Annotated in this window: 20 protein-coding genes; 6 read left to right on the forward strand and 14 right to left on the reverse strand. The window is 71.4% G+C overall.

The genetic code is table 11. The features are described 5' to 3' along the window. Positions 1-59: 59 nt before the first annotated feature. From ABKW26_RS06015 to ABKW26_RS06040, 6 genes are all read right to left on the reverse strand, one after another. Complete coding sequence (locus ABKW26_RS06015) at positions 60-1865, reverse strand: hypothetical protein (RefSeq protein ID WP_348591786.1); 1806 nt, start codon at positions 1863-1865, stop codon at positions 60-62. Positions 1866-2071: 206 nt separating this feature from the next. Then, entirely contained in the window at positions 2072-4090 is a 2019-nt protein-coding gene (locus ABKW26_RS06020) for a hypothetical protein (RefSeq protein ID WP_348591788.1), read from the reverse strand. A 182-nt stretch (positions 4091-4272) separates the two neighbouring features. Beyond that, entirely contained in the window at positions 4273-5646 is a 1374-nt protein-coding gene (locus ABKW26_RS06025) for a hypothetical protein (RefSeq protein WP_348591790.1), read from the reverse strand. A gap of 105 nt (positions 5647-5751) precedes the next feature. Then, positions 5752-6171 (reverse strand): hypothetical protein, encoded by a 420-nt coding sequence (locus ABKW26_RS06030; protein ID WP_348591792.1) that lies wholly within the window; start codon positions 6169-6171, stop codon positions 5752-5754. Positions 6172-6280: 109 nt separating this feature from the next. Next, the gene (locus ABKW26_RS06035) at positions 6281-6565 is read right to left on the reverse strand and encodes a WXG100 family type VII secretion target (protein ID WP_348591794.1); all 285 of its coding nucleotides are present in this window, start codon (positions 6563-6565) and stop codon (positions 6281-6283) included. 40 nt (positions 6566-6605) lie between these two features. Continuing rightward, on the reverse strand, positions 6606-6917 hold the full coding sequence (locus ABKW26_RS06040; RefSeq protein ID WP_348591796.1) for a WXG100 family type VII secretion target: 312 nt from the start codon (positions 6915-6917) through the stop codon (positions 6606-6608). A gap of 451 nt (positions 6918-7368) precedes the next feature. On the opposite strand from ABKW26_RS06040, the gene ABKW26_RS06045 reads away from it, so the two are divergent. The 4 genes from ABKW26_RS06045 to ABKW26_RS06060 all read left to right on the forward strand — a co-directional run bounded on the left by ABKW26_RS06045 (position 7369) and on the right by ABKW26_RS06060 (position 12241). After that, positions 7369-8118 (forward strand): hypothetical protein, encoded by a 750-nt coding sequence (locus ABKW26_RS06045; RefSeq protein ID WP_348591798.1) that lies wholly within the window; start codon positions 7369-7371, stop codon positions 8116-8118. A 111-nt stretch (positions 8119-8229) separates the two neighbouring features. Further along, a complete protein-coding gene (gene eccD, locus ABKW26_RS06050; RefSeq protein ID WP_348591800.1) occupies positions 8230-9588 on the forward strand; it encodes a type VII secretion integral membrane protein EccD in 1359 nt (452 codons plus the stop codon). Between the two features lie 11 nt (positions 9589-9599). Next, positions 9600-10961, forward strand: a complete 1362-nt coding sequence (eccB, locus tag ABKW26_RS06055; protein ID WP_348591801.1) for a type VII secretion protein EccB — start codon at positions 9600-9602, stop codon at positions 10959-10961. Continuing rightward, entirely contained in the window at positions 10958-12241 is a 1284-nt protein-coding gene (locus tag ABKW26_RS06060) for a S8 family serine peptidase (protein ID WP_348591803.1), read from the forward strand. Before eccB ends, ABKW26_RS06060 begins: the two co-directional genes overlap by 4 nt. Positions 12242-12309: 68 nt before the next feature. Here ABKW26_RS06060 and eccCa read toward each other — a convergent pair whose 3' ends face one another. Then, on the reverse strand, positions 12310-16278 hold the full coding sequence (gene eccCa / locus ABKW26_RS06065; protein WP_348591805.1) for a type VII secretion protein EccCa: 3969 nt from the start codon (positions 16276-16278) through the stop codon (positions 12310-12312). Positions 16279-16419: 141 nt separating this feature from the next. On the opposite strand from eccCa, the gene ABKW26_RS06070 reads away from it, so the two are divergent. Both ABKW26_RS06070 and ABKW26_RS06075 read left to right on the forward strand, forming a co-directional pair. Next, entirely contained in the window at positions 16420-17826 is a 1407-nt protein-coding gene (locus ABKW26_RS06070; protein ID WP_348591806.1) for a hypothetical protein, read from the forward strand. Positions 17827-17944: 118 nt separating this feature from the next. Further along, complete coding sequence (locus tag ABKW26_RS06075; RefSeq protein ID WP_348591809.1) at positions 17945-19162, forward strand: RDD family protein; 1218 nt, start codon at positions 17945-17947, stop codon at positions 19160-19162. A 6-nt stretch (positions 19163-19168) separates the two neighbouring features. Here ABKW26_RS06075 and era read toward each other — a convergent pair whose 3' ends face one another. The 7 genes from era to dnaJ all read right to left on the reverse strand — a co-directional run bounded on the left by era (position 19169) and on the right by dnaJ (position 25401). Next, positions 19169-20119 carry a GTPase Era gene (gene era, locus ABKW26_RS06080; protein ID WP_348591811.1) on the reverse strand — a complete coding sequence of 317 codons (951 nt, stop codon included), beginning with the start codon at positions 20117-20119 and terminating at the stop codon, positions 19169-19171. Then, on the reverse strand, positions 20116-21462 hold the full coding sequence (locus tag ABKW26_RS06085; RefSeq protein WP_348591813.1) for a hemolysin family protein: 1347 nt from the start codon (positions 21460-21462) through the stop codon (positions 20116-20118). The genes era and ABKW26_RS06085 overlap by 4 nt, the downstream gene beginning before the upstream one ends. Position 21463: 1 nt before the next feature. Continuing rightward, positions 21464-21925, reverse strand: coding sequence for an rRNA maturation RNase YbeY (ybeY, locus tag ABKW26_RS06090; protein ID WP_348591815.1), 462 nt, complete (start codon positions 21923-21925; stop codon positions 21464-21466). Then, a complete protein-coding gene (locus tag ABKW26_RS06095) occupies positions 21922-22980 on the reverse strand; it encodes a PhoH family protein (RefSeq protein WP_348591816.1) in 1059 nt (352 codons plus the stop codon). Before ABKW26_RS06095 ends, ybeY begins: the two co-directional genes overlap by 4 nt. Positions 22981-23085: 105 nt before the next feature. Beyond that, the gene (locus ABKW26_RS06100) at positions 23086-23460 is read right to left on the reverse strand and encodes a histidine triad nucleotide-binding protein (RefSeq protein WP_348591818.1); all 375 of its coding nucleotides are present in this window, start codon (positions 23458-23460) and stop codon (positions 23086-23088) included. A 31-nt stretch (positions 23461-23491) separates the two neighbouring features. Beyond that, the gene (locus tag ABKW26_RS06105) at positions 23492-24289 is read right to left on the reverse strand and encodes a 16S rRNA (uracil(1498)-N(3))-methyltransferase (protein ID WP_348591820.1); all 798 of its coding nucleotides are present in this window, start codon (positions 24287-24289) and stop codon (positions 23492-23494) included. After that, positions 24289-25401: a molecular chaperone DnaJ gene (gene dnaJ, locus ABKW26_RS06110; RefSeq protein ID WP_348591822.1), complete on the reverse strand. Its 1113-nt coding sequence runs from the start codon at positions 25399-25401 to the stop codon at positions 24289-24291. Before dnaJ ends, ABKW26_RS06105 begins: the two co-directional genes overlap by 1 nt. Between the last annotated feature and the right edge of the window lie 11 nt (positions 25402-25412).

Consider the following 25412-nt stretch of genomic DNA (forward strand, 5'->3'; position numbering starts at 1 on the left):
AGACAGCTCGTGCGCCGGGTCCTCTCGTCCGTCCCTCGGGGTCGGGAATCCCGACTCGGCTAGAAGAGCTCCTCGCCGATCACGCCGAGGTTCTCCTCCCACCACTGCTCGTCGAGGAGCTTGCCCTCGTCGTAGAGCCGCAGGAGGTTCGAGGTGAGGATGCCCGAGGCGTCCCCGGCCGTCCCGAGGCCGCTGATGTACCAGCTCCCGTCCTCCTCGACCGCGATGAGCGAGAGGTCGCCGATCCCGAGCTCGACAAGTGCCGGGATGTCCTCGAGGCAGCCCTTGATCTGCTCGCCCTCGACGTCGGCGCTGAAGCACTCTGCGTCCAGCTCGATCGAGCCGGACTCTCCGTCGATCTCACCCGCGATCGTCAACGAGTCGAGGACGAGCCACGCGATGCCGTCGTCCTCCTCGCGGAGCGAGAACGACGCCTCGACGTCGAGCTGCTCGAAGACGTCTTGCATCTCCTCGAGGTCTCCGCTCTCGAGCGCCTCGGTCGTGGCGTAGAGGGCCGCGGTGCGGCGGTCAGCCAGCGGGAGGGCCCTGAGGTAGGCATCGATCTCACCGGTCTCCGCGTACTCCTTGAGCCCCTCGACGAGTCCGACCGCAGCCTCCTCGGGAGTGTCGAAGGCGCCCGCGAGGTCGTCGGACGGCATGGTCCCGCGCACTCCGCCCGCCGAGACGACCGAGTACTCCATCACTGTGAGGTATGGGCTGACGTACCAGTCGCCGTCTTCCTCGACCACCATGAGGAACGGGTCGATGGCTTCCTCGGACGGCACGTCCTCGAGATCCAGGTCACCGGTGCCGAGGGAGTCGAGCGAGTCGAACGAGTCGAGGGACAACCCGCTGGGGTCGAACGCCAGGTCCTCGGCGGCCACCGTGACCGGGAGCTCCTCGACCGCGGTGGCGATCTGCTCACGGATCTCGTCGTCGGACGGCACCTCGCCACCGGCCGAGAGCTCGTCCCAGAAAGAGGACTCCTTCGCCATGTCGAGCGTGTCGATGACCGCGTCGCCGAGCTTGTCCGCATCCGCGTCGATCTCGAGGCTGCCGGAGGTGATCGTCACCTTCGCGAGACCGTCCTCGATCTCCTCGACGTCGACCTCGAGGTCGCTCAGCTCGAGCTCCATCGCGTCGAGGTAGGCCTCGAGGGTGTCCTTCGCGCCGTCGTCGTCGATGTCCTCCATGTGGCGCAGGAACAGGTCGTAGCCGGTCGAGACCTGGGACACCTCCGCGGGAGACATGACGCCGTAGACGGAGACGAGGTCCTTGTCCGCCACCCCCTCGACCAGCTGTGTCACAGCCGCCTCGGGGCTCGAGGCGCCACCCACCTTGGAGAACCACAGTGCGTTCGCCGCGAACGCCCCGCCGCCGATCGCGAGCACGCCGGCCACGCCGACACCGATCCACAGCCCACGCCGGGACTTCTTCTCCTGCGGCGGCGTGCCCCACGCGCCCGCCGCCGGACCCTGTCCGTACGCCTGGGCACCCGTCTGGTAGCCCTGCTGTCCGTACCCCTGAGCGGTCGGCTGCTGCCCGAAGCCGTGCGCGCCCTGCGGCTGCCCGGAGGACGCGAACGCCTGGCCGGCGGCGCCGAACGCCGAGGTTGCCGCGACACCGGTCGCAGACTCGGGCACCTGCGGAGACCAGGACGTCTGCACGGGGCGCTGCGCGATCGCGGCGTCCACGGCGGGGTCCCCGAAGGAGGCGAGCCAGGTGAGCAGGTCCGGGTACGCGGTCGGGTTCGACGCGACTGCAGCGCGCAGGTCGGGACGGTGGGTCGCGATGTCCGCGAGCACTGCGGCGGGAGTCGCCGGGTCGGCCGCCTGGGCCGCGGTGAACTGGGTGGGTTCGGTCATGATCAGCCTCACATCTCGGTGTCACAGGTGACCATAGTGGCCCTGCTGAGGGGGGCCAATGGGGACATCTATCCCCACTGTCCTGGGTGAAATCGATCGCCGACGCCAGACGCCGTACGGCCCCGCGCGACGGAGGAGCCCGGACGCGTGCGCGTCCGGGCTCCTCCGTCGGCCGTCGGGAGACGACCGGGCGTTGCGTCGAGCTGTCAGGTAGTGCGCGACCGGATCGCCGCGTCGATCTGAGGGTCCCCCAGCTGGCCGAGCCACTCGACGAGCGCCGGGTACGCGGTGGGGTTCGCCGCGACCTGCGCGCGCAGCTCGGGCGCGTTCTGGACGATGTCCGCGAGGACGGCCATCGGCGTCGCAGGGTCGGACGCCTGCGCAGCGGTGAAGCCGTGTGCTGCCGGCGCCGCCTCGGCTGCAGGTGGGGGCGTCGGCGCCGGTGCTGCCGACGGGGCGGCGGGCTGCGGCGCCGACTCGGTCGGCAGCGCCTTCGTCTGCCATGCGCCCGTCTGGGGGTTCTGGTCGCTCCCCTGGTACGGGGCCTGCGGCTGAGGAGCCCCCTGGTACGGGGCCGGAGCCTGCGGCTGCCCGGGGTACTGGTAGCCCGGCTGCTGCGCCTGAGGAGCGCTCCACTGGTACGCGGAGCTGTTCACCGCACGCGGGGCGGGACTGTTCGCCTGGAAGTAGGCCCGCACCTCCTTGGGCGCCGTCAGAGCGATCGCGATCATGGCGGGAAGGCCGAACGCGAGCACGAGGTGGCCCGGCGTCACGTACTTGAGGTCGCTCCCGTAGGAGTCGCTCGGGACGAGGATGAGGATGACGAGCCCGAGGACGAACAGCGCGCCGGCCGCCCCGAGGGCGATGGTGCGGCTGCCCGCGGGATCCTTGCGCAGCTGCATGCGTGCATAGAGGGCTGCTCCGACCGCGAGCAGTCCGAGGATGATCGTCGTCACGAGAGTCCCCGTGGGCTTCTCCGCGACGAAGAAGCCACCGTCCTCGAGCGTGAACCAGAGGATGGCACCCAGGACTGCAGCCCCGGCGACGAGGATCGCGTAGTCGAAGCCGTGCACGGCCGTGCCGATCCAGCTCTGCTCGCGCGGCTCGCGAACCATCGCCCGCAGCGTGGCCGGTGCCGACGCAGCGGCAGCGACCGCAGGGATGAAGATCGCGCCGAGTCCTTCGGCGAGCGACAGCGGGAAGACGAACGGGCTGAGGACGTCGCGCATCGTCTGGATCTTCGTCAGCGAAGCGTCTTCGCCTGCCCCGAACACGAAGATGCACACGAGGATCGTGGCCACACCGATGAGCGTGAGGCGCCACGACGGTGACTTCTGGACAGCGGTGCCGTAGATCATCCACAGGCTGAACGCGACGGCGATCGCCCAGGCGACGAGGTGGCCGACGACGTACATCGCGCCGAAGTCTGCGACGTCGCCGACGTCGACGAGGAAGAGGATCAGCGAGACGAGGTAGGTGAGGGCGATGAAGGCGCCGAGGCCGAGGGTGATCTTCAGCCAGAGCTCGCTCACCCCGCGGTCCAGGTCCTCCGGGCCGAGCTCGCACTGCCGTGGCTGCGCAGCGAGCACCGCGCCGGCCAGGCCGAGGGCGAAGATCGTGCCGACACCTTGGATCTTGTCGCTCGTGACCACGTCGAGCACGACATAGACGAGCACCACGAGGACATAGGGGGCGTTCGCGAGCAGCCGGACCAGTCGCGTCGTGTGGACGGTCCAGGACGGCGGGAAGATGCTCGCACGGGCCAGGTACGGCAGCGCGAGTGACACGACGGACAGCAGCGTCACGAGTGTGACGATGTAGTGGAAGCGGTCACCGACCCCCTCGAGGCCACGACCGGCCGTGACCGGGAGCACGAGCGAGACGAGGAGCAGCAGCGCTGCGAGACCGTCACGGACGAAGTCCGCGACGGGGATCCCCTTGAAGGGATTCGGGCGCGGAGCGGCAGCCTGCTGCGGGTACTGCCCCTGCTGGTACTGCCCTGGCTGCTGGGCGTACTGCCCCTGCTGGGGGCTGTACTGGCCCGGCGCGGGTGCGTACTGGCCGGGCTGAGGGGCGTGCTGCCCCGGCGCAGGCGCGTACTGACCACCCTGGGGCGCACCACCGGCAGGTGGCGGGTAGGACCCGGGCGGCGGGGTCTGCTGAGAGGGTCCACCCTGGGGCGGGTAGCCTCCCGTGCTCGGCGCCTGACCTTCGTTGCTCATCATCTTCCCTTCGTCTGTGCCGTCTGTGACAGCTCTCGTTCCGCGACGATCCCGGGACCCGGGATCTCGCGCTCGCGCTGCGCGACGTGACCCTCACAACCTACCGAACACGGCGGGACTGCGCCCGCACCGACCTGCGGCGTCATCACGCCGTCTTCTGTCGGTCCGCGTTCCCCTCCGGGCGGTCACCAGGAGTCGTCGTCCCGCCCGTCGTCCGTCGGCGTGACCACCGCCGCAGCGTCGGAGCGGGATCCCGCCCGCGCTGCAGAACCGAGATCCTGGGCGACGGGGTTGCCGTCCTCGTCGAGCGTGGGCGCCATGTAGTCCCCGGAGCGTCGCCGAGATCGCGACGAGCTGCCACCGCGGCCTGCCCCTCCCGCGCCTCCCGCCATCATGCCGTTGGCCCCTGCGCTGCCTGCCTTGGTCGCGGCACCGCCCTCGCCGCCCGCACCCGGACCGCCGAGCCCGGTCAGACCGCCCGCGCCGGGCATCGTGCCGAGTCGTCCGCCCGCCAGGCTCGCTCCTGCACCACCGACGCCGAGCACGCCTGCTCCGAGACCACCAGCCCCTATCCCACCCGGGCCCCCGGGACCGAAACCGCTCGTGGCGCTGCCGCGCGAGCCGGAGCCGGCTCCGCCGAGCCCGTCCATGCCGCCCGACGCTCCGCCGGCGCCCATCGCACCGGGCCCGCCCGGGCCGTAGCCGGCGCCGTACGCGCCTCCTGCGGTCACGGTGCCACCGACACCGCCGTCGACGGACGTCCGGCCACCCGGTCCGGTCACCGTGCTGCCTGTCCCCGTGCCGTCGCCGGTCCCGTCGCCGACATGGTCCGGGGTCAGGTCCCCGAGGTCACATCCCACCGTGGTCTCGCCGGAGCCGTCCGGCCGACCGATGGTGGTGGTCCCGTTCCCGTTCCCGTCTCCCTTGCCGTCGCCCGTGGACACCACTCCAGTGCTGTGTCCCGGATCGGCGTGGAGCGAGGAGTCGTCACCGCCCGGTCCACTCGTCGGCGACCCGGGAGCACGGGTGGGTGTGGGTGCCGAGGGCCCCTGGCCACCGGGAGGCGGTGGCTCGACGGGATTCGTCTCGATCGTCTCGAGTATGGTCTGGGCCTCGGTCGTGACGGTGGCCATCGCCGTGTCGAGCGTCGTGAGCGCGGTCGTGGCCCGAGCCTCCCGCTGGGCGGCGGTCGCCTCGGCCGTCAGGTCCGCATCTCCGTCGATGAGCGGTGCGTTCGGCTGGACCACGGTGCCCTCGACGACGTCGAGCCCCGCCCGCGCGGAGACCACCGCGGCATCGGCCGCCGCAGCGACCGAGGACAGCTTCGTCATGTTGTCCACGTGGACGTAGAGCGTCGAGCCGAGCGTCGTGAACGTCTCGCTCGCACTGTCGGCCGACGTCCCGGTCCAGCCGACGTCCGCCGCGATGTTCTTGAGCGACGCGGCGATGCTCTCCAGAGAGAGGGCGGCCGTGCTGAACTTGGTCACGTCCCGGGCCCACGGCTCGGTCCCCGTGTCCTTGACGAGCTTGAGCTCTTTCTCGTTGGGGCCGGCTACCATCTCATGTCCCTCGCTGTTCGTGTACGAGCCTCACCTGCACGGTACGGATGCTTCCGTACCTCGTCCTGCCGCCTGCGGGTCGGCGCACGACCGCGGCGACCTGCGTCATTCGGGCCGCGGTGCGTACGGCCCGTAGGTCGGGAGGGACATGACCGGCCCCTGCACCGGCGTCTGTCCTGGGCGCAGGAGGACCTCGTCCGCCTGCCTCTCCAGCTTCTCGAGCGAGGTCAGCGCGTCCTCGTCCGCGAGCTGGATCTCGTCGGCGAACTTCCGCAGCGACTCGACGAGCCCCGAGACCTTCGACTCCGCCTGGAAGAGCACGTCGACCGTCGCGTTCACGGCACCGAGGTAGCTCGCCGCGAACGCCTGGCACGACGGGACCGCGGTCCACGCCTGCGTGGTCGATCGCGCACCGATCTCCTGCAACGGCTTGTACACCGTCTGGATGTCCTCGAGGAGGACCGAGACGGTCTTGATCCTCGCCGCCAGGACTTGCTCATCGACGCTGACGCTGTCAGTGCTCACGGTCGTCCTTCCTCTCGCTCGTTCCGGCTCGTCGTTCGTCCGGGCTCGCAGTGCTCACGGCACATGCCGAGACGGAGAGAACCCGTCCGCCTCGGCACGACCGTCAGGACTACCAGCGCTGGGTGTTCGCGCGCTCTGTCGCCTGGTAGTCGTCGTTGCTCGAGGACACGGCCTTGCCGACGTCGGCAAGGAGCAGCTTCATGTCGCTGATCGCCGTCGACCACTTCGTCTTGGCGGTGGTGTAGGCGGAGGAGGCCTCACCGTTCCAGTTCGCGCGGAGCGGCTGGAGCGAACGATCCATGTCGTCGAGGATCCGCTCGAGGTTGGTCGCGCTGCCCTGGATGTCGGCTGCTGCGGTGGAGAGTGCTCCGAAGTTGACCTTGAGGTCGCTCATCGTGTCAGTCCTTCCTGGTCTGTGGAGAGTGGGGTGAGGGTCAGCCGAGACGCTGCGTGAGGTTCGTCATCGACGTGGACTGCGTCTCGTCCGCCGAGTCGTACGTCGTGCTCGAGGAGTTGAGGTTCGCCTCGAACTCGTTCAGCGCGTTGATCATCTTGGACGCGTCCTCGCGCCACCGGGACATGAGCGACGTGAAAGCCACGGCACCCTGACCGGTCCACGCAGAACCGATCGAGGAGAGCTTTCCTTCGAGCCCGTTGAGCTCCTTCTGGAGCTCCCCACGGGACTGGACGACCGCCTGGGCACCCTGCTTGAGTGCACCTTCGACTGCAGAGACTTCACCTGCCACAATGACTCCTTCTCACAGGCCCGAGGGCCAGATCTGGTGCACCCGTCGACCGACCGGTGCGCAGGGGCCGGGATCGCGGCTCCTGCATGCTGATGACACTCCGGACACTAGGGCGTCGGCCCGCCCGGACGCATCCCCGCGACGTGGGTAGATGTACCCATGAAGCGCGTAGCTCCAGTGTTCGTGTCACATCCGCCCCATGGGGAGTTCTCTCCTTCACCCCCGGACGCGGGTCCCGGGCGTCCGGACGGTCCGCGTCGCCGGCCCAGGGGTGCGCAGCAGGAAGGGTGCCCCGTCGTCCCGATGCCCCTGCCGCGAGCCGCGCAGGTACTCTGAACCGCACCTCAGCACGACGACACCACCGATGATCGCGCGCAGGCGCACGCAACCGACGAGCGCGTGCACGCGCTCACCACGCGCAGGCACGACCCGCGCAGAGAAAGAGGATCCGATGGCAGCACAGCCGAGCCCTCCTGCCGGATGGGGCCAGCGACCCGACACCGCACCCGCACCCGGGACGGACGGCCCCCGGCCGCGGACGGTCTGGATCGTCGTCGCGGTGGCTGTGCTGCTCGTCGTCGCCGTCGTCGTGGGGATCTCGATGCTCACGGACGACGACGAGCCGTCTCCCCCTGCTGCGACGTCAGCGACGACAGAACCCGCGGACGAGTCATCGACCAGCACCGAGGACCCGGCCGACGAGCCGTCGGTTCCCGTCGACACAGAGGGACCCGCAGGCACGCGCGACGACCCCTTCGCCGCCGGTGACCCCGTCACCGCGGGCGGCTGGACCACGACGATCGGGCCGACGGACGTCGACGGCTGGGCCTCGCTCAGTGCAGAGATGAGCGACGTCGAGCTTGCGCAGTACGCGCCTGCCGCGGGCACGAGCTACGTCGTGGCACCCATGACCGTGACCTACGCCGACGGCGTCCCGACCGACCTCGGCTCCTTCGAGGTCTCGTACGTGGGCGCCAGCGGCACCAGCTACACGGTCATCGGTTCCACGTGCCGTCTCGCGCTCGACGACCTCTTCCCCACCTCCGACGTCTACGAGCAGGCCGAGGTCACCGGAACCGTCTGCACCGACGTCCCGGCGGCCGACGCCCCGGGCGGGACCTGGCGCGTCGCCCTGAACATCTACGACGACAGCTCCTCCTCGGCCAGCACGGACTACGAGGGGTTCGTCGCGGTCGACTGACGGGCACGCCGCACCGGGCGTCCGGTGACTCACTATGCTGAGGCCCGTCGTCCCACCGTCTCGTCCCCCGAGCACACCGCCCGCCCGCTCACACCGCACAAGAGGACCCGCATGGTCGAGGTATCGCCAGCACCCACCGCACTCGGGACGCTCGTCCGCGTGTCCGTCGTCGCCGGCGACCGACGGCTCGACGTCGGTGCGCCCGGCAGCATCCCCGTCGCGGAGCTCGTGCCCGGTTTCGCCCGCACGCTCCGGCTCCTCGACTCGACCTCGGTGTACGGCGGGTACCACCTCGTCCGGGCGGACGGGACCGTGCTCGACACGAGCGTCTCGCTCATCGCACAGAGCGTGAGCGACGGCGCGGTCCTCACGCTCGAGGCCGGTGCGACGCGACCCGCACAGCGTGTGTACGACGACGTCGTCGAGGCCGTCGCCGACGCTGTCGAGAAGGACTACGCCCCCTGGACGGAGCAGGACAGCGCACGGACGGCCGTCGGTGCCGCGTCCGCCTTCCTGCTGGCCGGGGCCGTCCTCCTCCTCGGGGGCGAGCGTGGAGAGCTCCTCTCCCCGGTCGTCGCGACCGTCGTCGGCACCCTCGTCCTCATCAGCGCCGCCGTCATCGGTCGACGCGAGAACCACACCACCGGGGCCCAGGCGATGGTGCTCTGCGGTGCAGCGTTCTGGATGGTCGCCGGCTACCTCTTCATCACCGATCCCGGTGCCTCGGGCGCCTGGGGCTGGCCGCTCGCAGCCACCGGCGCAGGAGCGCTGTGCGCGGGACTCGCCGGTCTCGTCATCCTTCCCGAGCGCCACGAGATCTGCATCGTCCCCGTGACGATCGGCGTGGTCCTCGGCGCGGCCGGCTCGGGCATCGCGCTGACCGACGTCGGAGCAGGTGAAGCGCTGGCGCTCACGATCGCCCTCGCAGTGACCGCTAGCAACGGGATCCCGTGGCTCGCGCTGTCGAGCACATCGCTGCGGGCCGTCTCGCCGCAGTCCGACGCCGAGATCGCACTCACGCCGCCGCCCGTCGTCGAAGCAGACGTCCGCCGCGACTACCAGCGCGGCTACCGCATGCAGTTCGGCCTGCGCGGCGCCGTGGCGCTCGTCGCGCTCCTCGTGACACCCGCCGTCGTCGGCCTCGGCCTGAGCGGGACCATGCTCATGGTCCTGTGCTACACGGGCATGCTCCTCAGCGTGCGCCAGACGTTCTCCCGCGCGGACGTGCTCATCGTCATGGCGACGGGCATCCTCGGCGTGACCTTCACAACCCTCACCGCGGCGGTGCTGCACCCGGAGTGGCGCGGGACGCTGCTCGTCGTGGTCGCCGTCGTCGCTGCGGTCGTCGTCGGCGCGTGCCTCATCGCTCCTCGACCACGAGCGGCGTTCGGGCGCGTGGCCGACTCCATCGAGATCCTCAGCCTCGCCCTCCTCCTCCCGCTCGGCGTCACCGCCGCCGGTCTCCTCTAGAGCGGGCGACGATGGCCTCGAAGAAGGAGCTCGTCGAAGCGCAGGCGTTCAGTCGTCGGCGCCTGCTGACGGCATTCGTCAGCGGAACGCCAGGGGGACGCGAGCTCGAACCGACCAAGCCCATGCGTGCCGTCGTCGCAGGTGTCGCGCTCTCGGTGCTCCTCGTCCTCGGCAGCCTCGGCTTCGGGCTCCTCAAGCCCGGGCTCCCGAACGGCTGGGACGACAGCTCTCTCGTGCTGACCCAGGGCAGCGGTACCCGCTTCGTCGCCGTCAAGGGCACCCTCTACCCGGTCACCAACACCACGAGCGCCCGCCTGCTCATCCCGTCTGCCGACTTCAAGGTCGTCGAGGTCCCCGAGGACAAGATCGCCGAGGTCCCTCGCGGTGCCCGCATCGGCATCACCGGCGCGCCCGACGAGCTGCCCTCTCGCGAGAACCTCGTCGACGACGGATGGTTGTCCTGCACCGCCGAGGACGGCGCCGTCCTCACACAGGTCGTCCCCGACGCGGGAGGGGCCACGCTGTCGACCAGCAGCGCGGTCGTCACCACGGGCGACCAGACCTTCGTCGTGCACGGCGCGTTCCGCCACCTCGTCGCGCCGGGACAGGAGACCGCCGTGCTCCGCGCACTCGGGCTCGAGTCCGCCGAGGTCACCGCGGTGCCCGGCCTGTGGCTCAACACGTTCACCGCCGGGTCGACGCTCGAGCCGCTCACCCTCGCAGGAGCGGGCACACCTCTCGGAAGTCCCCTCGACGTGTCGGGCGCGGTCGTCGGCTCCGTGCTCGAGGTCCCCGGGACCGGGAACGCTCCCAAGCGGTACGCCGTGACGTCCGCCGGAGAGCTCGCTCCGCTCACCGAGGTCGCCTACCAGCTCTACCAGCTCGGCTCCGGGTCCGACCTCACCGGTCCGATCCGCGCGACGAGCGCCGAGATCCGCGACCTCGAGACTGCGGCTCCGCTCGCACCCGAGTCCTGGCCCGTCGATCCCTCGCCGGCCCTGGACTCCGGAGCGCCGCTGTGCGTCGTCCTCGACGGGTCGGCGAGCCCGGCTGCCCGAGGACACCTCGCGGACGCACCGGAGGACGCAGCACCGACCGCACCAGGGCTCGAGGTGGTCGTCGCCCCCGCTCGTGGCGCACTCGTCCGTGGGACCGGCGACGAGATGCCGGACCGCGGGATCGTCCAGCTCGTCGACTCCTCCGGGACCACCTTCGCCGTACCGGACGCGTCGACCGAGGTGCTCGCCCAGCTCGGCTACACCGACGCGGACATCGTCCCCGTCCCGCAGGCGTGGCTCGCGCTCTTCCCCGCCGGACCCGAGCTCACCGCCGAGGCAGCGAGCCAGACGCCGCAGGTCGCGAGCGCCTCGTGACCCGGCGCGCCCTCGTGGGAGGCGTCCTCGCCCTCCAGGTGGCCTGCGCGGGACTCGTCGTGCCGGTCGCGGTCGCGGCCGCGCACGATCTCCCGTCGGCGGCCCCTGTCCCGGGCGCCTCCACGCTCGCTCTCCCGGGCGCCGCCTGCACCCCCGAGACGACCGTCTACTCCCCTGACGTCCCGGCGGCGCTCGAGCAGCTCAACAGCGAGCTCGCCTGGCAGGTCGCGACAGGACGCGGGGTCACGGTCGCTGTCGTCGACTCCGGTGTGGCGGCCGGGAACGCGCACCTCGGCACAGCCGTCCTGCCCGGTGTGTCGCTCGTGAGCGTGCCCGAGGCCGACAGCTCCCCGACCGCGGACGTCATGGCTCACGGCACGGCCGTGGCCGGCCAGATCGCCGCTCGCCCCGTCACCGGCTCCGGCGTCGTCGGGCTCGCGCGGGACGCCACCATCCTCCCCGTCCGCGTCTACTTCTCGACCGACGAGCAGATCGTCGATGCCGGCAACGGGCCGCGGGACGACCGCATGGCTGCAGGCATCCGGGCTGCCGCCGACGCCGGCGCGCAGATCATCAACGTGTCGATGAGCAGCACCGTCGACAGCCCCGAGCTGCGGTCGGCCGTCGAGCATGCGACGTCGCTCGGCTCGCTCGTCGTCGCCAGCGCCGGCAACCGGAACACCACAGAGGACAAGGAGGACTCGCCCCGCTACCCGGCTGCGTACCCCGAGGTCCTCTCGGTCACGTCCGTCGACAGCGCTGGCCTGGCCACTGCGGACGCGATCCACGGCCCCCACATCGACGTCGCCGCGCCCGGCACGGACGTCCTGACGACGTATCTCGCAGCAGGCGACTGCCTCATGGGCGACGGCGTGCCGTCGACGAGCTACGCCACCGCCTACGTGAGCGCCGCGGCGGCGCTCATCGCCGAGGCACATCCCCAGGAGAGCCCCGCGCAGTGGGCCCACCGGCTCGAGGTGACCGCGAGCCGGAGCACGCTCGACGTCCGGGACTACTACACCGGGTGGGGCGTCATCCGCCCGACCGAGGCGCTCACCTTCGTCGACGACGGCACAGCCCGCGGTCCGGAGAGTCCCGTCTTCCCGCGCCAGGACCAGCCGACTCCTCCGCCACAGTCGCTCGACCTGGACCAGACGGTCGACCCGATCCTGCGCACGCAAGGAGTCGCCGTGTGGTGGGCCCTCGGAGGTGTCGGAGCAGTCCTCGCGACCGTGCTCCTCGGCCGGCTCGTCGGCCGGCGCCGCACCACCCGCCGCTGACACGACGTCGCCGCGCCGCGCGTGCCGGCGCTGCGCGTGCGGTCCGGCACGCTTCCGGCTGATCAGCGTCAGTGCACGGGCTGCGTCGACGCCACCTGGATGACCTCGCGGCCACGCTCGCGGGTGACGAGCTGCGCACGGCCCGGCACGGACGGGATCGGTCGCGCGGTCCCGATGAGCTGTCCTTCTTCGGAGCTGCCCGAGAGCAGGATGCCCGGGGCGGCCGTGTCACGGAGCGCCTGGAGGACCGGCTCGTAGAGGACCCGGCTCGCGCCTCCGGAGCGGCGTGCGACGACGAGGTGCAGGCCGACGTCCCCCGCCTGCGCGACGAGCGGAGCCAGGGCCGCGAGCGGGTTGCCCAGCGAGGTCGCGACGAGGTCGTAGTCGTCGACGAGGACGAACACCTCGGCGCCCGACCACCACGACCGCGAGCGGAGCTGGTCCGCCGTCACGTCCGGGCCGGGCAGGCGACCACGCAGGTACGTGGCGAGGTCGGTGAGCTGTCCACCTGCCGTCTCGTGGGTGGTGAGGTATCCCGCGAGGTACTCCTCCGGGATCTCGCCGAGGAGGGACCGCCGGTAGTCCACCGCGAAGAACTGCGCCTGGGCGGGCGTGAACTGGCGCATGACCTCGCGAGCGTAGCCACGCAGGAGCCCGGACTTGCCCGACCCGCCGTCGCCGAAGGCGTAGAGGTGCGGCTCGTCCATGGGGTCGAGACCGACCGGGGCGAGGTTGGCCTCGTCCACCCCGAGCCAGATGGTGCGCGTCCCGGCCGGGGCCTGGGCGCGGACTGCATCGAGCGAGATCTCGTCGGGCAGGAGGCGCAGCTTCGGTCCGGCCGGACCCGTCCAGCTGGCATTGACGGTCTCGACGAGGTGCTCGACACCGGCTCCGAGCGTCGTCGCGCTCGTGTCCGAGTCGATCCGCGGGAGTGCGGAGAGGATGTGGTGCTTGGAGGCGACGATGCCACGACCGGGCCGGTCCTTCGGCACGTTGACGGCGACCTTGCGGTCGACGTCGGAGTCCATGGGGTCACCCATGCGGAGCTCGATGCGCGTCCCGAAGACGTCCTTGACCTGGCTGCGGTAGTCCATCCACCGCGTGGCGGTGGCGAGGAGGTGGAGACCGAAGGTCAGGCCGCGCCCCGCGAGCGCCTGGATCTGCGGCTCGAGCTCGTCGAACTCTGCGCGGATGGTGCTCCAGCCGTCGACGACGAGGAAGATGTCGCCGTAGCCGTCGTCGACACGGCCTTCTCGACGGCGCTGCCGGTACGTCTCGATCGAGTCGATGCCGTGCGCCCGGAAGTAGTTCTCGCGGCGGTCGACGATGCCGCGGACCTCGGCGATGATGCGCCGGACCACGTCTGGCTCGCTGCGGCTCGCGACCCCGGCGACGTGCGCGAGAGAGGCGAGAGGGCTGAACGTGCCGCCGCCGAAGTCGAGGACGTAGAACTGGACCTCGAGCGGCGTACGCGTCAGCGCGAGGGCGGTGACGACCGAGCGGGCCACCGTGCTCTTGCCGGTACGTGGACCACCGACGACCGCCATGTGACCGGCCGCACCTCCGAGAGAGACGACGAGGTCCTCTCGGCGCTGCTCGAGCGGACGGTCGACGATCCCCAGCGGGACCACGAGGTCTCCCGCCGCTCGCCACGACGGCGAGACGAGCCCGAGCGAGGGATCGACGACGAGGTCGGGCATGAGCTGGTCGAAGGTCTGGGGCGTGATGAGCGGCGGCAACCACACCTGGTGCGCGGCAGGTCCGCGGCCAGCCATGGCGCGGACGGCGATGTCGAAGGTCGCCCGCTCCTCCTCGGCCTGCGCGGCGATCTCGACGGGGGCGACCTCCTCGACCGACCTGCGTACGACGGGCGCCGCGGTGAAGGGCTCGAGCCCCCCTGCACCGGACGTCTCGAGCGAGCGACGCTGGCCGCTGCGGGCCTTCGGCGGACCCGACACGTACGACGCCCGGAACTGGATCATCGTCGTCGTGTCCGGCTTGAGGTAGCCGATGCCGGGGATCGGCGGGAGGTTGTACGCGTCCGGGACGCCGAGCACGGTGCGCGACTCGGCAGCCGAGAAGGTCCGCAGACCGATCCGGTAGGACAGGTGGGACTCGAGCCCACGGAGCCTGCCCTCCTCGAGCCGCTGCGAGGACAGCAGGAGGTGCATCTGGAGGGAGCGTCCGAGCCGGCCGATCGCGACGAAGAGGTCGACGAAGTCGGGACGGGCCGCGAGGAGCTCGGAGAACTCGTCCGCGACGATGAGCAGGGCGGGCAGTGGCGCGAGGTCCGTGCGTCCGCCGAGGCGCGCCTTCTCGTAGTCCGACACGTTGGAGAAGTTCCCGGCGGAGCGCAGGAGCTCCTGCCGACGCGTCATCTCGCCCTGCAGGGCGTCCTGCATGCGGTCGACGAGCGTGAGCTCCTCGCCGAGGTTCGTGATGATCGCCGAGACGTGGGGCATGTCAGCCATGCCCGCGAACGTCGCACCACCCTTGAAGTCGACGAGGACGAAGTTGAGGTCCTCCGGCGAGTGGGTCAGCGCCAGCGCGAGGACGAGGGTGCGGAGCACCTCGGACTTGCCCGAGCCCGTCGCACCGATGACGAGGCCGTGCGGGCCCATACCCTGATGGGCGGACTCCTTGATGTCGAGGGCGATCGGCTGCCCCTGGTCCGTGAGGCCGATCGGCACCCGCAGGCGGTCGCGCTGGAGCCGCGGACGCCACGTGACGTCGAGGTCGAGATCACGGATGTCACCGATCCCGAGGAGGTCCACGAGCTCCGCGGACACCGCGGTCGACTCGCTCGGAGACTCCCCGGAGCCCACGAACATCGGGGTCAGCCGGCGGGCCATGGCCTCGGCGTCCGGGATGGACGCCGCGTCGGCGAGAGCGAGACGCGGCTCATCCCCGAGGTGCACGAGCTCCACCGGCGCGCGAGCCCCGGCGCGCGCGGGGGCCGCGCCGACCGCGAGCCGCAGCCGGAGCGGGTCGGAGAGATCGTCCCAGAACTCCGGGAGCTCGAGGACCGTGACGCCCATGACACCCTCGGGTGGCGCGATGACGCTCCCGGGCGCGACGCGGCCCCCGTCGAGGACGATGAGGACGTGCGGCGAGACGGCCTGCCCGTTCGGTGAGAACCGCGACCGCTCGTGCATCCCGGCGGGGAGCATGGCCTCGAGGTCGTCGAGGTCCGTCCCGATCATCCGGGCGGGGCCGACGCTGTCCTTCTCGCGCGTGCTGTGGGTGTGCGGGAGCCACTTCGCCCACTCCCACTCGGCGAGCGCCGTCGGCGAGGCGACCACAGCGATCTGGAGGTGCTCCGGGGAGTGGAAGGCGGCGAGCTGGGACACGAGCGCACGGGCGAGCCCGCGGGCCCCGCTCTCGGGCCCCGTCACCTCGATCCGCGAATAGCCCGCGATGTCGATCGACACCGGGATGTCGGGCTGCATCTCGTGCGTGACGAGGAAGCGGTGGGCCGCCGACGCGGCGACAGGGTCGAGCTGGGCGAGGGGTGGTGTCTCGGCAGCCTCGAGAGCGAGGCACAGCGGTTGGCTGGCGACACCGATGCGGGCGTGGAGGTAGTCACCCTGACCCGGCGAGCGCTCCCACACACGTTCGCCGTCCTCGGCGAAGGAGGCCAGCGCCGTGGGCTCAGGGTTGTTCCACAACCCGTGACGGCGCTGCTGGTTCGCGGCCTGCCGCACCGTGGCGCGCAGGTCCGCGAGGTACGCGAGGTACTCGCGCCGGCTCCCGAGCACCGTCGCCTGGTGCTGCGAGCGCTGCCGCCAGCCGTTGACGACGACGAAGCCGAGAGAGGCGACGAGGAACATCCCGCCGGCGATCATGCCGCGGGGGCCGGGCGACGCCATGGCGACGAAGACGATGGACCCGACGCTGCCGAGCATCGGGACGAGAGACGAGATGAGTCCGCTGACGCCGTCGGACGGGACGAGCTCGGGGGGTGCCTGCATGACGACGCGGCCGGAGGGCAGCGGCGGGGCGGGCTTGCGCACGTCACGGTACAACGGGGTACTCATGAGGGCCTCTCATAGCTGTCGTCCACGGTGAACGGCCCGCCAGCTGGACGAGCGCACGACCGCACGGGAGTCAGCCCACACAATAATGGGTAAACTCGCGCAGCACGGCGTGAAGCAGCAGCGACGGTGAGGAGGTCTCGCGTGACGGACACGATCGCCCCGTCCCGACGCGTCGTCCTCCAGTTCTCGGCTCACAGCGTCGACGTCCTCATCCCCGACCACGTCGCTCTCGCGGACGCCTTGCGGTCGGTCGGCGTCGACCCCACCGACCCCTCCGTCGTCGTCGTGACGTCCGACGGGGCGCGGGTCGACCTGCGGGCGACCGCGGGCGACTCCCTGCGCGACGGCGCGGTCCTGCACGTGAGCGCGGTGCCGTCGCGGTCGGTCGAGCGCGCGAGCACCCGTCCGGTCCCTGCTGACGCCGCACTCCCACGGACCGTCCCTGCTCCACCTCCCCAGGTGCTGCTCGTGGCTCTCTCCGGCGCCTGCGCGCTGGTCGTGGTCCTCGTGTGGGCGATCCCCGGCCTCCTGCCCGTCGACCGGATCTCCGCGGCAGGCCAGCAGACCGTGGCCGGGGCCTTCCTCCTCGCCGCACTCCTCCTCGCGCTGTGGCCCACGGTGCGGCACGCAGGTCGCAACGAGATCTGCATCGTCGTGGCGGCTCTCCTGGCGTGCGCCGGCGGGGCGAGCGCGGTCGACGCGAGCCTGGCGGCCGGCAACCAGCTGGCGGTCCTCGCGGCCTTCGTCAGCGCGAGCGCGGTGTCGGCCCTGGCTGCGGTCCGCGCTCGCACAGCACGGGGTGAGGGGCTGCAGGTCGCGGTCGTCCTCACGTCCCTGTTCGCGCTCTTCGCTGTCGTCGCCGGCGTCGTCCTCTTCCTCGAGCTCTCTGCGTGGGTCACCGCGGCTGTCCTCCTCGGGCTCGTCCCTCTCCTCCTCCGAGCCCTGCCGTCCTTCGCGCTCCAGGTCCCGGTGGTCTACCTCGTGGACGCAGCCCACGTGACCCGGAGCGCGCTGTCCGTCCGCGGCGGGCCGGCCCGCCCGTCACCTGCGCTGCGCAACCCCGTCGTCGAGACCGCCGTCGGCCGCGGCGACCGGCTGCTGGCCGCGGGGACCGTCGCCCTGAGCGTCTCGGCCGCGATCCTCACCCCGTTCGTCCTCCTCGGTGCGCCGTCCGGTGGCACGGCGGGAGTCGCCGCCCTCGTCCTCGTCCTGCTCGTGGCGTTCGCCCTCGTGAGCATCCCGCGCACCGCCCGGGCGTCGTCGTCGAAGACCGCGCCGCGCGCGGCCGCCGCCGTCATGCTCCTGACGCTCGTCCTCGAGACCACGTTCGTCGACCCGCCGGACAGCATCACCGCGCTGGCGTGCGCCCTCACGATCCTCGGCCTGCTCATCGCGTTCGTCAGCGGCCCCATCCGTCATGGGCGCCGCTCCGTCGGTCTGTCCCGCCTCACCGACGGCCTCGAGGGACTGGCCGTCACGCTCAGCCTGCCGGCCGCGCTCGTCGCGATCGGAACCATCGAGATGGTGCGGAGCGCCTTCTCCGGATGAGCGGATCCCGAGCCCGTGAGGACCACCGGCTGCTAGCATCGCCCGCACGCGCACCGGGTCGACGACCGGAGACGCAGAGCGCGACCTGCGCCTCTCCCAGAGCTCTCGAGGGACGGACATGACCATCACGACCGGCGCACCTCTTGCTCCGCACAGCACGTCCCGTGCCGGCCTCGACCCCGCGCCCGCCCGGGTCCCGTCGATGAGCGTCGCACCCGTCGGGCGCCGCGTCGCAGCCTTCGCGGTCGACCTCGCCGTGACCGCACTCGTGGTCGCCGGCGTCTACCTCGCGACCGACGAGGTCGTGTACGCCGCGCTCGCCCTCGTCGAGGTCCCCGTCGCGCTCTGCGTGTGGGAGGCCCGTTCCGGCCTCACCGTCGGCAACGCTCTCCTGGGGGTGCGGACCGTCCGAGCGGACGGCCCGTACGCTCCCGGGATCGCGCGCAGCACCGTGCGCGGCCTCGTCGTGCTGACCGGCTTCCTCGTCGCCGCAGTCGGGCAGTGGGTCGTGGTGGCCTCAGGTGCCTGGGACCGGAGCCCGCTCAGGCAGGGCTGGCACGACGCCGCCGCACGGACGACGATGATCGACGTCTCCCGGCGGTCTCGCTCACGACGCGCAGAGGAAGACCGTACCGCCGGCCCAGGCAGCGCGCTCGAGCAGTCCCGACCGGCCTTCCACGAGCCCGTGCTGAGCGCGCCGGAGGGACCCACACGGCGATCGGACGTCTCCACGTCGATCTCCCCGGCCGGGCCAGGTGCGCTGCCCCTCGCTCCCGCTGTGCCTGCGACACCTGCAGCGCTCGCCGTGCCTGCAGCGCCTGGAGTGCCCGCCGTGCCTCCCGTGCCTGCACGCACTGTGACGCCCGTCCCGGCGCACGGCGCAGGATTCACCCAGGCGCTGCCGAGCTGGTCCCCGCCGCGCGCGGACGTCACGCCGGACCTACCGGCTGCGCCAGCGGTCCAGCCGCCCCCCGCCGCTCCCCCGCGGCGCGCGGCGGCGGTGGGCTTCCTCCTGTCGTTCGACAACGGGCAGTCCTTCACCGTGCACGGCTCGGGCCTCGTCGGCCGCAAGCCTCAGTCAGCCCAGGGCGAGCGGCACGACGACCTCCTGGCCGTCGACGACGAGAACCGCTCGCTGTCCAAGACCCATCTCGAGTTCGGCATCGACGAGGGCGGCTTCTGGGTGACCGACCGGGGGTCGACCAACGGCACGAGCGTCCTCACCGCGCACGGCGAGCCGCTCGACGTGCTCGTCGGGATGCGGGTCCACGTCCCTGGCGACGGCAGCGTGCGCGTCGGTCAGCGTCAGTTCACCGCGCGAGCACTGACCCGCTGAGCCCCGTCAGAACCCCATGCGGCCGAGCTGCTTGGGATCGCGCTGCCAGTCCTTGGCGACCTTCACGTGGAGGTCGAGGTAGACCCGGTTGCCGAGCAGCGCCTCGATCCCCTTGCGCGCCTCGGTCCCGACGTGCCGGAGACGCGATCCGCCGCGACCGATGATGATGGCCTTCTGGCTGTCCCGCTCGACGAACAGGTTCACCCGGACGTCCAGCAGGGGGTTGGGGCCGCTGCCCCCCTCGCGCGGCGTGATCTCGTCGACGACGACGGCGAGCGAGTGCGGGAGCTCGTCCCGGACACCCTCGAGCGCCGCCTCACGGACGAGCTCGGCCACCATGACGCTCGCGGGCTCGTCGGTGAGCTCGCCGTCGGGATAGAGGTCTCCGCCCTCGGGCAGGTGCTTGACGAGAACGTCCGCGAGCGTCTGCACCTGGTACCCGTCGACCGCCGAGACGGGCACGATGTCCGCCCACTCCCCCAGGCCGTCGATCGCCAGGAGATGGATCCCGAGGTCCTCGCGGGACACGAGGTCCGCCTTCGTCACGACAGCCACCACCGGTGTGGGGTGACGGCCGGTCATGAGCTGCGACAGCTCCTTCGCGATGTACCTGTCCCCAGGGCCGACCTTCTGGTCCGCGGGGAGGCAGAACGCGATGACGTCGACCTGGGTGAGGGTCTCGCGGACGAGGTCGTTGAGCCGCTCGCCGAGCAGCGTCCGCGGCCGGTGGAGCCCCGGGGTGTCGACGAGGATGAGCTGCGCGTCCTCGCGGTGGACGATCCCGCGGATCGTGTGCCGCGTGGTCTGCGGACGCCCCGAGGTGATCGCGACCTTCTGGCCGACGAGCGCGTTCGTCAGCGTGGACTTGCCGGCGTTGGGCCGTCCGACCATGCACGCGAACCCGGACCTGTGCGGCGCCGTGCCCCCGGACCTGTCTGTGGCTGTGCTGGGGGTCATCGTTCCATCTCCTGCTGCTCGGTGGGTGCGCGGCGGTCGTCGCTCGCGCGGTTCTCGTCCAGTACTCGTCGTTCTTGGGTGGTCGCCCGCTCGCCGGTGTCGCTGCGCCGGACGAGGATGGTCGCAAGCTGCTTGCGACGACCCTCGATGCGCTCGGCGACGAGGTGGAGCCCGGTGATGTCTGCCGTCGCGCCGGCGAGCGGTACCTTGCCGAGAGCCTTCGCGAGCAGGCCGCCGGCCGTGTCCACCTCGTCGTCGTCGACGTCGAGGTCGAACAGCTCGCCGAGCTCGTCGAGGGCGAGTCGTGCTGGGACACGGAACGTGCCCGGCTCGATCTCCTCGACCTCCGGTGCGGCGGAGTCGTGCTCGTCGGTCAGCTCGCCGACGATCTCCTCGAGCGCGTCCTCGATCGTCACGAGCCCGGCGATGCCGCCATACTCGTCCACGACGAGCGCCATGTGCGAGGAGGCGCCCTGCATCTCGCGGAGGAGGTCGTCCACCGCCTTGGACTCCGGGACGAACGTCGCGGGGCGCATGACCTCGCCGAGGGTCCGGGTCTGGCCGTCCTGCGAGTGGTTGAGCACCCGGACGACGTCCTTGAAGTAGGCGATGCCGAGCAGCTCGTCGACCGACTCACCGACGACAGGCACCCGCGAGAAGCCCGAACGCAGGAACAGAGCGAGGGCCTTGGGGAGCGGTGTCGCCGCCATCGAGGTCACCATGTCGGTGCGCGGCACCATGACCTCGCGTGTGAGGGTGGTCCGCAGCTCGAACACCGACCGCAGCATGGACCGCTCGTCGTCCTCGATGACGCCGGAGTCGCTCACGCGGTCGACCATGTCCCGCAGCTCGTGCTCGTCGCTCGCGTCGGAGGGTGTCCGTGCAGCTCCCGTGTACCGCGTGACGGGCCCGGTCACACGGAGCACGACGGACAGGAGCGAGCTGAGCAGGACGAGCGTCTGCGCCGGCCTCCTCCTGCCGAGCGTGCGCGGGCTGATCCGCACGAGGACGAGCGCGACGAGAGCACCGACGACCACGGAGACGAGGAGCACGAGCCACCACGGGTCCACGAGAGACCCGACGCAGACGGTGATGCAGGCGGTCGCGAGCATCTCGGCGAAGACCCGGACGAAGGCCGCGGACGCCGCGGTGTGCCCGGGGCTCTCGACGAGGCGCCGGATCCGGTCGGCGATGTCTCGACGGTTCTCGGTGATCTCGCTCACCGCGGAGCGCGTCACCCGCACGACGGCCGCCTCACCGGCGCTGAGCAGCGCGGCGAGCGAGATGCCGAGGAGCGCCAGGACGAGGAGCCACCCGATGGGGGCGCCGCTGAGCGCGTTCACCTCACGACGACCGTCGACCGGCGAGGAAGGTGAGGAGCAGGGTGCGCTGGAGGCCGAACATCTCCTTCTCCTCCTCCGGCTCTGCGTGGTCGTAGCCGAGGAGGTGGAGGATCCCGTGCGTGGTGAGCAGGAGCATCTCCTCGACCGTCGAGTGACCTGCTCCGGCGGCCTGCTGCGCGGCGACCTCGGGGCACACGACGACGTCGCCGAGGAGGCCGGCGGGGGTGACGTCGCCCTCGCGGCCAGGGCGCAGCTCGTCCATGGGGAAGGAGAGGACGTCGGTCGGGCCCGGCTCGTCCATCCACTGCACGTGGAGCTCGGCCATCACCTCGGTATCGACGAAGAGGATGGACAGCTCCGTGAGGGGGTGGACGTGCATCTCCTCGAGCACGAACCGGCCCAGCGCCGCGAACTCTGCCTCGTCGACCTCGTAGCCGGACTCGTTGTTGACTTCGATGCTCACCTGCGGTGGCCCTTCTCGTGTGCCCGGTCGCGAGGACCGCGGTGTGCTGACGTTGCGGTGGTGCTGCTGACGTCCCAGCGTGCGTAGGCGTCGATGATCTCGCCGACCAGCCGGTGACGGACCACGTCGGCGGAGCTCAACGTGCAGAACTCGACGTCGTCGACACCCGTGAGGACGTCTTCGATCATGCGCAGGCCCGACGGCGTCCCGCCCGGGAGGTCGACCTGGGTGACGTCCCCGGTGATGACCATCTTCGAGGAGAAGCCGAGCCGCGTGAGGAACATCTTCATCTGTTCGGTGGACGTGTTCTGGGCCTCGTCGAGGATGATGAACGCGTCGTTGAGCGTCCTGCCGCGCATGTAGGCGAGCGGCGCGACCTCGATCGTCCCGGCCTCGATGAGCTTCGGGATGGACGCCGGCTCGAGCATGTCGTGGAGGGCGTCGTACAGCGGCCGCAGGTAGGGGTCGATCTTGTCCGACAACGAGCCCGGGAGGAAGCCGAGCCGCTCGCCTGCCTCGACGGCGGGTCGGGTGAGGACGATGCGGCTCACCTGGCGCGCCTGCAGCGCCTGGACGGCCTTGGCCATCGCGAGGTACGTCTTGCCCGTCCCCGCCGGGCCGATCCCGAAGGTCACGGTGTTCGCGTCGATCGCGTCGACGTAGTGCTTCTGGCCCGCCGTCTTGGGGCGGATGGTCCGGCCCCGGCTCGACAGGATGCTCAGGGTGAACACGTCCGTCGGTCGCGTCGCCGACTGCGCCATGAGCATCGTGATCGACCGCGCCACCACGTCGGCCGTCAGCGCCGTCCCTGCTGCGGCGACATCGATGAGCTCGTCGACGAGGCGTGAGGCGAGCGCGAGGTCGCCGACCGGGCCGCGCAGGGCGATCTCGTTCTCGCGGACCCGGACGTCGACGGTCGGGAAGCCTGCCTCGATGGCGCGCAGCACGGAGTCGACCGGCCCGAGGAGCGCGGAGACCGACACGTCCGTGGGAACGACGATCCGGTGCTCGACGTGGGTGTGCGGCGCTCCCGCGCTCGTGTCGTCTGGTGCCATGTGGCGTTGTGCTCGCTCCCGTGGTCCTCGCTCGTCCGGACGTGTCGTCGCAGATCGTCCCAGTCTATCTTTCGCACGGTCTCCACCAGCACGCGGGGTGGCCGATCAGGCGGGCGACCACCCGAGGTGCGTGCCACCGATGACGTGACCGTGGACGTGGAAGACGCTCTGGCCGGCGTGCGGACCGGAGTTGAAGATGAGTCGGAACTGGCCGTCCGCGTGCTCGCTGGCCACCTCGTCGGCGAGCGCCACGACGTCGGCGAGGAGATCGGGCGCCCCTGCCGCGAGCTGGGCGATGTCGCCGAAGTGCTCGCGCGGCACCACGAGGACGTGCATCGGGGCCTGGGGGTTGATGTCACGGAACGCCAGGACACGCTCGTTCGAGGCGACGACGTCGGCCGGGACCTCCCCCGCGACGATCTTGCAGAACAGGCAGTCTGCGTCAGCGGGCATGGGCTCGGTCTCGCGGTCTGTCGTCATCCTGCGAGGCTAGCGCGTCAGCGCCGGGCCGTCAGCGCCAACGGCCGAGCCGCTGTGCGACGAGGGCAGCGGCGACCGGCCCGGCGGTCGAGGTCCGCAGGACGTGAGGTCCGAGCCGCACCGGCACGGCACCCGCGTCGACGAGGCGTGCGAGCTCGCGGTCGCTGATCCCACCCTCGGGCCCGACGACGAGCATCACCTCGCGGGGAGGCCCGGTCGGTGGTCGTCCGTCGCTCCCGTCGCTCGCTCCGGGAAGCTGCACGTCGGCGAGAGGCTGCGTCGCCTCCTCGTGGAGGACGAGCGTCACCCCGCCGTCTGCCCGCACGCGCTCGACGGCGGCGGCGAGGCCGGTCGCGTCGACGACGAGCCCGACGCGGGGCATGACGGCTCGACGAGCCTGCTTGGTCGCCGCACGCACGACCCCGAGCCAGCGGGCGCGCGACTTCGCCGCCCTGTCCCCGCGCCACACGACGACCGACCGCTCCGCCTGCCAGGGCAGGATCGCGTCCACACCCACCTCCGTCGCTGCCTCGACGGCCATCTCGTCCCGGTCACCCTTGGCGAGCGCCTGGACGAGCACGATCTCGATCCCGTCCCTCGGCTCGTGCACCACGTGCTCGACCGTGAGGTCGAGGTGCGAGGACTGGACGGACGCGATGACGCACCGCAGCCGCACGCCCACCCCGTCGACGACGTCGATGCGCTCCCCCGGACCGCGCCGCTGCACGACGCCGGCGTGCCGACCCTCGGCCCCGTCGAGCACGAACGTGCTCCCGGCCGCGTACGAGGAGAGCTCGCCCGGCTCGGCGAGGAAGACGGGCGCGCTCACTACCGGCCTGCGAGCTTGTCGCGCAGCCGGGAGAACACCCCGGGGTGAGCGGCGGACATCTGCCCCTCGACGCGCTCCTCGCCCCGGAGTGCAGCGAGCTGACGGACGAGCTCCGTCTGCTCGTCGGACAAGCCGGTCGGGATGTGCACCTCGACGTGGACGTTGAGGTCCCCACGCCCGCTGGAGTGCAGGTGGCCGATACCGAGCCCCTTGAGCGTGATGACCTGGCTCGGCTGGGTGCCCGGGCGCAGGTCGAGCTGCTCGGGTCCGTCGAGCGTCTCGAGCTCGACGACCGTGCCGAGCACGGCAGCAGTCATCGGGACCTCGAGGGTGCAGTGCAGGTCGTCCCCGCGCCGCAGGAACGTCTCGTGCTTGCGCTCGCGGATCTCGAAGTAGAGGTCCCCGGCAGGGCCGCCCGCCGGGCCGACCTCGCCTTGCGACGTGAGCTTGATACGGGTCCCGGTCTCGACGCCGGCAGGCACCTCGACGGCCACCGTGCGACGGCTGCGGATGCGCCCCTCACCGGCGCACTCGGCGCACGGTTCCGGGATCGTCGTGCCGAAGCCCTGGCACGCGGCGCACGGCGCCGTCGTCATGACCTGACCGAGGAAGGAGCGGGCGACCCGCTGCACGGTACCGCGACCGTGGCAGACGTCGCAGACACGCGGGGAGGTGCCGGGCGCGCAGCACGAGCCGGAGCAGGTGCCGCAGACGACCGCGGTCTCGACCGGGATCTCGCGGCGCACGCCGAACGCGGTCTCCGCGAGGTCGAGGTCGAGGCGGATGAGGGCGTCCTGGCCGCGGCGCGAGCGCGGGATCGGGCCGCGCTGGGCCTGCCCGCCACCGAAGAAGGTCTCAAAGATGTCCTGGAAGCCGAAGCCTCCGCCCATGCCGCCACCCGGTGCCGACGGGTCGCTGCCCATGTCGTACGAGCGACGCTTGTCCGCGTTGGACAGCACCTCGTAGGCGCGGGACACGTCCTTGAACCTGTCCTCGGCCTCCGGACCGGCGACGTCCGGGTGGAGCTCGCGCGCGAGCTTGCGGTACGCCTTCTTGATCTGGTCCTGGCTGGCGTCCCGGGCGACGCCGAGGATCTCGTAGTAGTCAGTCACTGAGTGCTCTC

It is taken from the genome of Sanguibacter sp. 25GB23B1 (assembly GCF_040012415.1).
GTDB lineage: Bacteria > Actinomycetota > Actinomycetes > Actinomycetales > Cellulomonadaceae > Sanguibacter.

Excerpts from the sequence above, each read along its gene's own strand:
- ABKW26_RS06015 (WP_348591786.1), bottom strand. The coding sequence starts at position 1,865 with ATGACCGAACCCACCCAGTTCACCGCGGCCCAGGCGGCCGACCCGGCG.
- ABKW26_RS06020 (WP_348591788.1), bottom strand. The coding sequence starts at position 4,090 with ATGATGAGCAACGAAGGTCAGGCGCCGAGCACGGGAGGCTACCCGCCC.
- ABKW26_RS06025 (WP_348591790.1), bottom strand. The coding sequence starts at position 5,646 with ATGGTAGCCGGCCCCAACGAGAAAGAGCTCAAGCTCGTCAAGGACACG.
- ABKW26_RS06035 (WP_348591794.1), bottom strand. The coding sequence starts at position 6,565 with ATGAGCGACCTCAAGGTCAACTTCGGAGCACTCTCCACCGCAGCAGCC.
- ABKW26_RS06045 (WP_348591798.1), top strand. The coding sequence starts at position 7,369 with ATGGCAGCACAGCCGAGCCCTCCTGCCGGATGGGGCCAGCGACCCGAC.
- eccD (WP_348591800.1), top strand. The coding sequence starts at position 8,230 with ATGGTCGAGGTATCGCCAGCACCCACCGCACTCGGGACGCTCGTCCGC.
- eccB (WP_348591801.1), top strand. The coding sequence starts at position 9,600 with ATGGCCTCGAAGAAGGAGCTCGTCGAAGCGCAGGCGTTCAGTCGTCGG.
- eccCa (WP_348591805.1), bottom strand. The coding sequence starts at position 16,278 with ATGAGTACCCCGTTGTACCGTGACGTGCGCAAGCCCGCCCCGCCGCTG.
- ABKW26_RS06075 (WP_348591809.1), top strand. The coding sequence starts at position 17,945 with ATGACCATCACGACCGGCGCACCTCTTGCTCCGCACAGCACGTCCCGT.
- era (WP_348591811.1), bottom strand. The coding sequence starts at position 20,119 with ATGACCCCCAGCACAGCCACAGACAGGTCCGGGGGCACGGCGCCGCAC.
- ABKW26_RS06095 (WP_348591816.1), bottom strand. The coding sequence starts at position 22,980 with ATGGCACCAGACGACACGAGCGCGGGAGCGCCGCACACCCACGTCGAG.
- ABKW26_RS06100 (WP_348591818.1), bottom strand. The coding sequence starts at position 23,460 with ATGACGACAGACCGCGAGACCGAGCCCATGCCCGCTGACGCAGACTGC.